This is a genomic window from Sinomicrobium soli, from assembly GCF_003285545.1.
Lineage (GTDB): Bacteria > Bacteroidota > Bacteroidia > Flavobacteriales > Flavobacteriaceae > Sinomicrobium.
Genome location: NZ_QLNV01000003.1, coordinates 341200 through 353427 on the forward strand (window position 1 = coordinate 341200; position 12228 = coordinate 353427).

Here is a 12228-nt window from a genome sequence, read left to right on the forward strand (position 1 = left end):
TTACCAGTTCGGATTTTGTTTTATCAGATCGTTGGCCCCGATCTCCTGTTCCGGGATGGGGAGCAGCTGGTGTTTATTGTCTTCATAATTATTGTAGGCATCGAAATAGTAATTGAGCCCGTTCAGGCTGTTGGTGCGGCTTTCCGGGTCGCCTGTACCGTACAGGGGCCAGTCGGTATTTTCAGAATTGTCGGCCGCCTGCATGGCCGCCATGGTCTCGTCTACCTTTTCCTGAAAGATCCCCCACCGGATCAGGTCGTATCGCCTGAACCCTTCAAAACACAGTTCCAGTCTTCTCTCTTCCTGTATGAGTTCCTTGCTGATGGTTTCCAGGGGTGTGGCATGAGCACGCTCCCTCACCTCGTTTACGGCATTAAGGGCCAGTTCAGATCCGGGGTTCAGTTCATTCTCTGCTTCGGCATACATCAGCAACACATCAGAAAACCGGACCACCGGCCAATGATGCGGACCGTAGCTTCCGGTCCCTCCATCTTCCAGTAACCGGCGGTATTTGGAAGCGGGATACTGAAACTGGTTGAACATCGTGGCAAACTCGCAATCATTATTGGTCGGGATATAAAAGGGAGAGGTATTCCACAACCCCCGTTCATCGGTGGGGTCGTTCCTGTAAGCGCTGGTCAGGCTTATGGTTGCGGAGACCAGCCCATACCCCCTGTTATGGCAGGCTTCATCATCCACTTTCATTCCCATGGCCGAACCGAGTTTGCTGGACTGGTTCTGGTCCTGGTTACCGTAATAAAAGGCGATCTGGAACAGGACTTCCCTGGTATCATATTCCTCCTTTGCCAGTTTGTTGAACACATCTTCATAGCTGGAATTCAGTTCGAAATATTCGTTATCCATTACTTTTTTGGCCCAGTCCCTGGCTTTGGTATAATAATCGCCGTCATTGGTAAAAGGAGACCCGGCCCTGTACAGGCATACCCTGGCCAGCAGGGCCTGTGCAGCTTCTTTGCTGGCCCGGCCGGGGGTTGCCTCCTGTATGGACGGCAGATGGGCTTCGGCATATTCGAGGTCGGCAATGATCTTGTCGTATACCTCTACCCCTTTTGTTCTGGGAAGCAACTGCTTTAAAGTAGTTTCGTCGGGCACCGGGATACCTTCCACCCCACCGAAATTCTTCTGAAGATCAAAGTACAGATAAGCTCTTACAAATCGTGCCTCGGCAGTATAGGCCTCTTTTACCGATTCGCTCAGGGCGGCGGAGTTCTGTAATTCCACCATCATGACATTTGCAGCATTAACACCTTCGTACAGCAGGGTCCATGCGGAGAGCACATCTCCCTGGCTGCTGGTAAAGCTGTTTTCCAGGATAGATCGGTTTTCTGTGCGGTTCTCAAAGGCCTCATCGGTCCCGGCAGAAGGATACATCGCATTGATCACAGATTCCCGGTATGCCCTTACAATACGGCTGTATATCCCCATAAGTCCTGCCAGGGCCCCGGCTTCGCTCTGGTACAGTGTTCCCGACCCGATACCGTCCTGGGGCGGGATATCGAGTTTATCATCGCAACCCGGAATAAATAACAAACTGAATATGGTGGTGAGTAATAAAACTTTCGCTTTCATAATGCTTTTTTTAGAATGTTAGGTTCAAACCAAAACTTACCGTCTTGTTTATCGGGTATGAAGAATAGTCTACTCCCGGCATAATGGCGGAACTGTTTACCGAAACCTCGGGGTCAAAGCCGCTGTAGTTGGTCCAGGTGATCAGGTTCTGGGCCGCCATGTATACTTCAAGCCGGGTAAGGCTCAGCTTTTCCAGTATCTCTTTGGGAAAAAGGTACGACAGGTTTACGGTTTTCAACCGGAGGTAAGACCCGTCTTCCACCACTCTTGAGGATACGTCTTCAAAACCCCGTCCGCCAGACCTGAACATATCAGTATCCTGGTTGGTAAGTGTCCAGCGGTCTGTCACGGTGGCAAACTGGTTCTGGCTGGGATATGCCATTTCTTCAAAAATAAGCCTGTTGGCATTGAGCACATCATTGCCATAAGACCACTGGAAAAAGGCGCTCAGCTGGAAATTCTTATAAGTAAACGTATTCCCGAATCCTCCGTAGTGTTTTGGCAATCCGTTACCTATGACGGTTTTGTCGTCTGAAGTTATTTTTCCGTCGCCGTTCAGGTCTCTGTACTTTTCATCCCCCGGCTGCCGGACAGAGCTTCCCCCGTCGTAATCGGGTACTCCCGCCTTTAAAATATGGGTGGCATCATCCGGATTGTAATCTACAAAATCTTCCGGCCGGTATACTCCGTCCGACAGGTAACCGAACATATTCCCCAATGACTTCCCTTCTTCTACAATAAACTGGTTGGAGGCATACCGCCAGTAGTAATTGGGGTTCCCGAAAATGGGTTTTCCTTCGGGCAGCCACATCACCTTGTTCTGGTTGAATGAAATATTAAAGTTGGTGGTCCAGGTAAAGTTTTTGGTCGACACGTTTACGGTGCTCAATGTGAATTCCATTCCGCGGTTTCTGACACTTCCGCTGTTTTTCCATACCGTACTGATCCCTAATGACGGGGGGGTATCGGCATTGATCAGCAGTTTGTCCGTAGTTTTTTCGTAGAGCTCTGCGGCCAGTGATATCCTGTCGTCAAAAAGCCCCAGGTCTATCCCTGCATTGTACTGGGAAGTGGTTTCCCATTCGAGATCGGGATTGGCCCCCGCAGACGTGGGCCGCTGCCCGAGCACCTCGGTCCCGTCGATAAAATAGGAAGCCAGGTCGGAATTATAGAGGTCAAACCGGGCATCGCCCGGAATACGGTCGTTTCCGGTTTTACCGTATCCGGCCTTGAGCTTTAACTGGGAGATAAAGTCTATGCTCTTTATAAACTCTTCTTCTTCGGCCTTCCACGATACGGCCAGCGATGGGAAATACCCGATATTATGTCCGGGTGCAAAATTCGAAGACCCGTCTCTCCGGATAGAAGCCGTAAGCAGGTATTTGTTGTTATAGGCATAGTTAAACCTGGCCAGCAACGACTCTATACGGGAACGGGAACTGCCGTTAATATCGTCTGTACTGGCTGCGGTACCCTCGTCCAGGGAATTGATGCCCAGGGTTTCAGCATACTGTGGGATCTGTATGGACCGCAGAAAGGTCCTGCTGTTCTTTCTGCTGTTCAGCGAGTAGCCTACCATAAGGTTAATGTCGTGCTTATCGTCAAATATCTTGCGGTAGGTCAATGTGTTTACCGTAGACAGGGTCATGTAATTCACATAATCCATCGTTCCGTTTATACCATTGATCGGGTTGATCAACCTTCCGTAAACGGTATTGCTGTTATTAAAAACACCTGTCTGCCGGGAATCCTTATTATAGCTTCCCCTGGCTTCGAAAGTGAGCTCCGGGCTTATCTTGTAACGCAAGGATAAATTGGAAATAAACTGATTGGTCTCCCTTTTACGGTATTCGTTTTCAAGCGATACGATGGGATGCCAGTTATAGATATTGTTCACATCGAATTCGTCGATATTGATACCGTACAACGGATTGGAATCTCCGTAATCCCTGAATTTATTGACTACCGGGGTATAGGTGATCACATTTCTAAGGAAGGAATAGGAAGAGGTTCCCTGCGTATCCAGTCCGCTCAATACCGTATTCGCATAGATCACCCCGAGGGTCATATCCAGCTTATCATTGATCTTGTGCCGCAGATTCAGCCTTCCGTTGATCTTTTTATATTCCGAACGCAGTAAAGTTCCCTCGTCGGTCAGGCTGTTGACCGAGGCGTCGAGTTTGGTGGTCTCGCCACCACTTGCAATTTTTACGGTATGCAATTTGGAATAAGCTGTCCTGAATGCATCGTCCTGCCAGTTGGCCGTAGGGGAGTTCCGGTAATCCTCCGCATTTCCCACAACGGTACCCTCGTCGTCCACAAAAAACCGCAATGAGGTAGAAGCCGGATTGAGTTCATCAGACAGTTTTACAAACTCGTATGCCGAAAGTATATCGATCTTTCTGGCGACATTTTTGATATCAAGCCGGGTTTCATAAGAAACCGTAGTTTTCCCCGACTTAGCCTGGGTGGTGGTGATCAGCACAACCCCATTGGCACCCCGGGCCCCGTAAATGGCTGTTGCCGAAGCATCTTTCAGGATGTCTATACTTTGAATATCGGAGGGGTTCAGGATACCGGGATTAAAATTTTCGACGATAAAACCATCCAGTACATAGAGCGGGGAGTTGTCCCCGTTTACCGTATTCCCTCCCCTGATGGTAATTTTTGCACCGGCACCGGGCTCGCCGCTACCCGATTCTACCTGGACTCCGGAGACCCGGCCCGCCAGGGCCTGATCGAAATTTGCCACCGGGGCCTCGTTCAACTGGTCCATTTTTACAGAAGCCACGGAGCCGGTAAGGTCTTTTTTCTTTACCGTGCCATACCCGACGACCACAACATCGTCCAGTTGCTGAAAATCGGGAGACAGGCCGATACTTATTTCTGTCCGGTCTCCTACGACCTCTTCCGAGGTTTTATACCCCATATAACTTATGGCAAGCGTAGAACCGGGAGTTACAGTTATGGAATAACGGCCATCAAAATCGGTAGTTACTCCGTTCCGGGTTCCCTTCTCGAGCACATTGGCTCCCGGAAGCGGGGCGCCTACCTCATCCGTAATGGTACCCGTTACGGTTTTTACCTGGGCATGAGCAGAAAAACCACAACATACCGATAGTAACAACAACACCATATATAAGGTATTGTTTTTTGATCTTGCTGAAAACAGCTCAAACTGGTTTCTCATGTTGGTGATAAATTAAGTTTCGATTGTCATTGAATTCTTCATGGTAAACTTATAAATCCACGTGATCAACAAGAGGGGGGTATATGCTTACTTAAAGGTGGGTAACTGTTCATTTATCGCCCTTTGCCCATGAATACCTCCTGCCGTGAAAGAAAATTACACTATTTGGTATTCCGGTACTCCGAGGGAAGTTTGTTAAACTGTTTCTGGAATGATGTCCTGAAATTCTTCATATCGTTAAATCCGAGATCAAAAGCGATCTCGGCAATGGTCATCTGTGTCTGTTCCATAAGTTGCGCCGCACGCTTCAGCTTTATGGTCCGGATAAACTCCGAGGTAGACTGCCCGGTAAGCGACTTGAGCTTACGATAGAGCACGGAACGGCTCATGCCCATGGCCCCGATAAATTCCTGTATGGTAAACGCTGTGTTTGAGATATTGTCTTCTACGAGGTCTATGGCCTTTTTAAGGAATACCTCATCCGCCGAGGTTACGGTGAGTTCGGCAGGTTGCAGAATAAGGTCTTTCCTGAACTTTTCGATGAGTTTTTTCCTGGAGGTAAGCAGGTTTGCCACCCTTACCTCCAGGATATCGGCATCAAACGGTTTGGTAATATAGGCATCGGCCCCGGTCCGGTAGCCGGCTTTCTGATATTCCTGCGATGTTTTGGCCGTAAGGAGAATAACCGGAATATGACTGGTCCGGATATCGGACTTGATCGTATCGCACAATTCCATACCGTCCATTTCAGGCATCATGACATCACTGATAATAAGGTCTATATCGGTACTTTGGGCAATTTTAACAGCCTTTTTCCCGTCGGGGGCCTCAAGCAGGTTGTATTTCCCGGCAAATACAGATGTAATAAAAGCCCTTACATCGGGATTATCTTCCACGATCAATACGGAAGCCAGCGCTCCGTCTGCTTCTCCTGCCTTCTTATCTGCGTCAATATCCAGTGTACTGATTTCCTTCTCGATATACACCGACCTCTCCCGCCTGTAAGCATCTTCCGCACCGGACGGAAGATTGCCGGTCTGTATCTGCTCGTCCCGCAGGTGCTCTCTTCCCAGGGGCAAGATGATCCTGAAACGGCTTCCTTCGTTTTTCCTGCTCTTTACCTTTATCTTCCCGTGGTGCAGTTCTACCAGGTTCTTGGTCAGCGCCAGCCCGATCCCGGTACCGGAATGATCGCCCAGCTGGTAATAACGGTCAAAAACAAACCGGATATTCTTTTCCGGGATGCCCCTGCCGTTATCCGTTACTTCTATTCTGACATATTCTTTTGTCTTTTTTGTCGTTGCAGAAAGCCTGAGTGATATCCGGCCTCCGTCCGGAGTAAATTTAAAGGCATTGGACAACAGGTTGAATATGACTTTCTTGAGCTGTGTCTTATCAAACCACACCCGGATATCTTCATCGGTAGTGGAAAAGGTATACGCAATTCCCTTTATTTCGGCCAGCTCGTCAAAAGCCAGCTTAATGTGCTGTACAAAAGGTACTATATTGTTTTCCGAGGCCCGGAGGTGCAATTTTCCGGACTCGTTCTTCCTGAAATCCAGCAACTGGTTGATCAGTTCCATGAGCACACTGGCATTCCGGTACATCACCTCAAGCTGCTTCCTGATGTGGAGATCGGTGTTTTCCCTTTTCAGCAAACGCTCCAGGGGCCCGATAATCAGGGTAAGCGGGGTCCGGAAATCATGTGATATATTGGTAAACAGCTGGAGTTTCATGCGGTTTACCTCCTCGATCCTCTCCTTCTCCAGGCGTTCCTGTTTGAGTTCGTTCCGCTCCCGGATACGTACCAGGGCATATCTTCTGACCTGGAATATTGCTCCCACGGCGATCAGGGCATAAACCAGGTATGCCCACCAGGTAAACCACGGTGCGGGAAGTACTTTTATGGCAATGGATGCCCCTGCTTCATTCCATACCCCGTCATTATTAGAGGCTTTCACCTTAAAAAGATACGTACCATCGTCGAGGTTGGTATAGGTTGCCGAGGTCCTGTTGCCTACATAATTCCAGTCCGTATCAAACCCTTCAAGCGTATAGGCATACTGGTTTTTACCCGGCTGCGAATAGTTCAGGGCAATAAAATCCAGGTTTATGACATTCTGGTTGTATTTAAGCCTGATCTCCCGTACCGAATCGGTAACATTGAGAAAAGGTTTGTTATTTACCTGTACCGATGTGATGGAAACCGGGGGCACAAAGGTGTTCTTCCTGATATCTTCCGGGTTGAACACCGTAAGTCCGTTGACCCCTCCGAAAAACAGTTCTCCCTCAGTATTCCCGAGATAGGCTCCAAAGTTGAATTCGTTACTCTGCAAACCGTCGAACTCATCGAAATTCTCCATTTCCAGGGTTTCCGGGTCCAGTCTGCACAAACCCCTATTGGTACTGAGCCAGATATTATTGTCCTTATCCGGCACTATTCCGTAAACGATATCGTTGGGCAGCCCTTCTACCGTACCGTACTTTACGGAGGTCATGGTCGCAGGGTCATAGCAGTACAACCCGTCTCCCTCGGTTCCGATCCAGATATCGCCGTTTTCCCCTTTGTAGGCACAAAGTACAGCCCTTGAAGCATGTGTATTGCCCCGGTTTCCGCGGTAGCTGACCGCTTTGACCTTCCGGGTTCGGGTATCGATCTCACACAACCCCTTATTGCCTCCTATCAACAGCATATTTTTATCCGGGGTATGCGATATGGTATATATTATTTTACCGGTGATGTCTTCTGTTTCCGGAATTCTGATAATGGCACCGGAAGCCCTGTCAAGTACATTGACCCCGCTACCTGAAGTCCCGATCCAGATATTCCCCCCGTGATCTTCCAGCAGTGAGATGATCCTGTTGTCGCTTATGCTGTTTTCGTCGCCGGGGATATTTTTATAGACATGAAAACGAAACGGTTTTTCGGAAGGGTCGAGAAAATTAAGCCCCCCGTCATGTGTTCCTATCCAGAAATGGCCGTTGTGATCCCGGATCATGGCTTTTATATTATTGGCACTTAAACTATTCGCATCGTCCCCGTCGTGAGTATAATAGGTAAAAGTTCCCGTAGCCCTGTCATAGACATTGATCCCCCCTCCCTCAGTACCGATCCATAAATTCTGGCCGGAATCCTCTACGATGGCGCTGACCACATTGTAATTCAGCTTCCTGTTGTTGGTGCCGGAAGCAAAATGCCTGAACACATCATAACTCCGGTCGTAATAGCTGACTCCCCCGGCATAGGTGCCTATCCAGATATCATTTTTTATATCTTCAAAGATCACATACACCGAGTTCTGCCCAAGACTGGTTGGGGTATTTTCATCATGCACATAATGAGATAGAATATCTTTGTGATCATTCAATACATACAGTCCCTTATAAGTTCCTATCCACAGATTTCCCCTGTAATCTTCACAGATACTCCTCACTTCGGTAATATGACGATGACCTTCCGGTCCAATGGTGTGAAACAGTTCAAAACGGTCTGTTGCCTTGTTCAGCAGGGCCAGACCGTTCTTAAATCCGAGCCATATGTTTTTTTCGTTGTCTTCGTAAAGCACAGACAGGTTATTTTTATTGAGCTCTTTTTGTGAATTATCCGGGTAATCGTAATATTTTACGCGCCGACTGCTTACATCATACACCCCGATATTCTCTGTAGTTTTGATCCATAACCGGTTATCACCGGTCTTTAACAGGGCCCTGGTAGGGTTCCGGAACAGGGCTTCACGTGTACCCGGCATCTCATCCTCAAAACGGCCCGTACGGGTATTGAATTTCTTCAGCCCGGAGCTGCTCCCTATCCAGAGATGTTCCTCATCTGCCTGGGCAATGCTCCATATCTCATTGTCCCCGAAGCCTGAGGTGCCCTGATCGAAGTAGAATCTTTTAAAGGTATTGGTTTCGGGAATGTATTTATTCAATCCATCGGTAGTTCCCACCCAGAGACCGGCATGAGGGTCTTCATAAATAACCTTGACCAGGCTGTGACTCAGGCTTGCCGGATCCTGGGAGCTGTGCCTGAAGGTCCTGAATGTTCTTCCGTCGTATTTATTAAGTCCGTCGCGTGTACCGAACCACAGGAATCCCTTACGGTCCTGCCCGATACACAGCACCGAGCTTTGAGACAAGCCCTCCGTAAGAGATAAGTGCTTAAACTTAAGTTGTTTGTGATCTTTTTTCTGCCCGGAGAGGATGGAGACCATCCCCAGGCATGCAAAGAGTAATACGATATGCTTCAATTTCATTTCTTCGAACAATCTTTAAAAACATGTATTCAAGTCCATTTCCCATCCTGCAAAAACCGAACTTGTCCCAAATCTTTTTCAACAGCTTATAAAATTATCATTTTTACCCCGTTTTCTGATGTAACCGGCCATAAACAGACCAGTTTTGCCAGCCTGAAAGAACAGATACCCCCTCATCATAGCCTTTGCAAAACGTACTTTTACCATTCCTGTTCAAACCTTGAAAGCCGCACTTTTTTTGACGGACCGGGTACAAAAAAGCCTGGAACGGGAAATATTTGCCGTAGTATCTAAACCTAATATCTATAAAATACGTTTTTTAATGGAATCAGCACCATCCAACATCAATAAGGGAAACACCGGAAAGATAATTTTCACGACAGGACGATTACTCCTGGCCTGTATATTCATAAGTCTGACCTCCTGCAAAAAAACAGTAAAGGACAAAAATACGGAAAACCGGGAGACTGTTTACCGGCCGGATGCAGATTTGAACCTGGATAAACTGATAGCGGATTGTGAAGGGCAGTTGGAGATCTCGGTACCCAAACTGACCGATCTCAGCAAGCATCCGCGCCTTATAGAAACAGACTCCGCAGCATGGCAGGAAGTTCCCAACAACAGGCTGGTATGGACCTCGGGGTTCTACCCGGGGATCCTCTGGTATATGTACGACCTTACCGGAGATAAAAAGTGGAAAAAGGAAGCTGTAAAACGTACCGAGGTGTTTGAAGGCTTCAAGACCATTACCGAACATCACGATATCGGTTTTATGATGTTTCCCGCCTACGGAAACGGTTATGAAATAGGAGACAAAAAGGAGTACCGGGATATCCTGCTGACCTCTGCGGCCTCGCTGGCCACACGCTATAACCCTCATGTGGGCACCATCCGGTCATGGTCCAACAAAATGCATCCCCGATGGAAACAGCATATTACCATTATAGACAATATGCTGAACCTCGAACTATTATTCTGGGCGGCCAGACACGGGGGAGACCGGAAATTTTACGACATTGCCGTAAAACACGCCGAAACCACGATGAAAAATCATTTCAGGAACGACTATACTTCCTGGCATGTACTCGAATACGATTCGATAAGCGGAGAGGTGTTGCACAGAAACACCAAACAGGGGTATGCCGATAACAGCAGGTGGTCCAGGGGACAGGCCTGGGGGGTTTACGGATATACCATGGTATACAAGGAAACCCGGGACAAAAAATTCCTGGACTTCGCGCAGAAGATCACGGACAAATACCTCTCGCTGCTTCCTGAAGATTATGTTCCCTGCTGGGACTTTGACGTAGCCGGCGATCCGGAAGAAGAGAAGGATGCTTCAGCGGCTGCCATTGTGGCCTCTGCCCTGCTGGACCTCAGCACCCTGGCAGAAGATAAAAAAGACCGGCAACGGTATTACAAGGCCGCCCTGAAAATGCTAAAATCTCTGGGATCGGAAAAATACTCCGCCGTAGGAAAAGCAGACTCCTTTCTGCTTCATTCCACCGGGGCCAAATCGCTCGGGCACGAAATAGACGTAGCACTGATTTACGCCGATTATTACTATATTGAAGCACTGGCCCGGCTCAAAAGGATGAAGGCTAACGATCAACTCCCGGAACTATGAGGCATCTTGTAACACATATCATTACGGCGGTTTCCGCAATTGTCTTTACCGGCTGCCTGCAGCAGCCCGGAAAGGAAGCCGCCGCCGCGGGGGGCTTGAAAAAACCGAACCTGCTGTTTATATTCCCCGACCAGCTCAGAAATGCCTCCATAGGTATTAACGGCGAAGACCCCGTATATACCCCCAACATCGACCGGGTAGCCAGGGAGGGAATGATATTGTCCAACGCCATAAGCAGCTATCCGCTATGCAGCCCTTACCGGGGTATGATCATGACCGGCAAACTGCCGTATAACAATTCGGTACTGACCAACAGCAATTCGGCCCGGTACCGGTACGATAACTCCTGGCAGAAAGACGATGTCAGTTTTTCCGATGTGCTGGTGAAAAACGGTTATGACGCCGCCTATGTAGGTAAACTTCACCTGACTTCCCCACCACCCGTTAAGGGAAAAGATACGGTGATCTGGGATGCCTATACCCCGAAAGAGGAACGGCACGGTTTTAATTTCTGGTATTCTTACGGCGCTTTTGACGAGCATAACAACCCGCACTACTGGATCAATGAGGCCGCAGAGAACGAGGTGACCCATGTGAATGAATGGTCGCCGAAACACGAGGCCGAAGTGATCATCAGCTACCTGAAGAACAACGATAAAAAAACCAGGAACGACGACAAGCCTTTTGCCCTTTTCTGGTCGGTAAACCCACCACATCCGCCATACCAGTACGTTCCGGAAGAATATCTCGCGCCCTATAAAAACAAAAGCCCGGATTCCCTGCTGGTAAGAGATAATGTAGATTTGCAAACCGACGCCGGGGCCCTGGCATTTCACAAGGGAGCTACCCGGAAAAGAACCTTCCTGGCCAAAGAACACATACGGAATTACTTTGCCATGATCACCGGGGTAGACGAACAGATAGGACGGGTTTTAAAAGCCCTGAAAGAACAGGGACTGGATGAGAACACCATTGTGGTGATTACCTCAGACCACGGGGAAATGATGGGAAGCCACGGTCTGATGTCCAAAAATATATGGTATGAAGAAGCGATAAACATTCCCTTTATCATCCGGTGGCCGGAAAAAATAGCAGGTGGCGGGAAAAACAACGTACTGCTGGGGCCCACCGATGTTATGCCTACGCTATTACAGATGCTGGGCGCCACCAGGGGGATACCCGAAGACCTGGACGGCCGGGACCTGTCGTCCGTTATTCTCGAGAACAAGGGCAGAAAACCGGAGGCCGTGCCCTATTACTATATCGAAGAAGGCCGGCCTGCATCAGGTCACCGGGGGATCAGAACGGAAAGGTATACTTACGTCATTACATTAGATGACGATCAGACCGAACGAAGGATCATGTTTGATAATGAAGCGGACCCTTTCCAGATGAACAATATTGCCGGGCAGGATACGGATGCGGAAAAAAGATTGTACCACATGCTGATGCAATTACTGAAAGACCGGAAGGACCCGTGGCTGGAACGCTATAACGAACTCCCCATCAATAAAAATGACATCTAATATCACCATAAGTCATGGTTAAACCCCTATCCCAACCAAATA

5 protein-coding genes are annotated in these 12228 nt (G+C 48.5%); 2 read left to right on the forward strand and 3 right to left on the reverse strand.

The annotated features are described in order from the left end of the window. The 3 genes from DN748_RS05325 to DN748_RS05335 form a co-directional block, all read right to left on the reverse strand. Entirely contained in the window at positions 1–1590 is a 1590-nt protein-coding gene (locus DN748_RS05325) for a RagB/SusD family nutrient uptake outer membrane protein (RefSeq protein ID WP_112370731.1), read from the reverse strand. Between the two features lie 10 nt (positions 1591–1600). Beyond that, the gene (locus DN748_RS05330) at positions 1601–4780 is read right to left on the reverse strand and encodes a SusC/RagA family TonB-linked outer membrane protein (RefSeq protein ID WP_112370732.1); all 3180 of its coding nucleotides are present in this window, start codon (positions 4778–4780) and stop codon (positions 1601–1603) included. Between the two features lie 161 nt (positions 4781–4941). Next, a complete protein-coding gene (locus DN748_RS05335) occupies positions 4942–9033 on the reverse strand; it encodes a hybrid sensor histidine kinase/response regulator transcription factor (protein WP_112370733.1) in 4092 nt (1363 codons plus the stop codon). A gap of 322 nt (positions 9034–9355) precedes the next feature. On the opposite strand from DN748_RS05335, the gene DN748_RS05340 reads away from it, so the two are divergent. After that, the gene (locus tag DN748_RS05340; RefSeq protein WP_112370823.1) at positions 9356–10660 is read left to right on the forward strand and encodes a glycoside hydrolase family 88 protein; all 1305 of its coding nucleotides are present in this window, start codon (positions 9356–9358) and stop codon (positions 10658–10660) included. Further along, positions 10657–12186, forward strand: coding sequence for a sulfatase family protein (locus tag DN748_RS05345; protein WP_112370734.1), 1530 nt, complete (start codon positions 10657–10659; stop codon positions 12184–12186). Before DN748_RS05340 ends, DN748_RS05345 begins: the two co-directional genes overlap by 4 nt. The last annotated feature ends 42 nt before the right edge of the window (positions 12187–12228 follow it).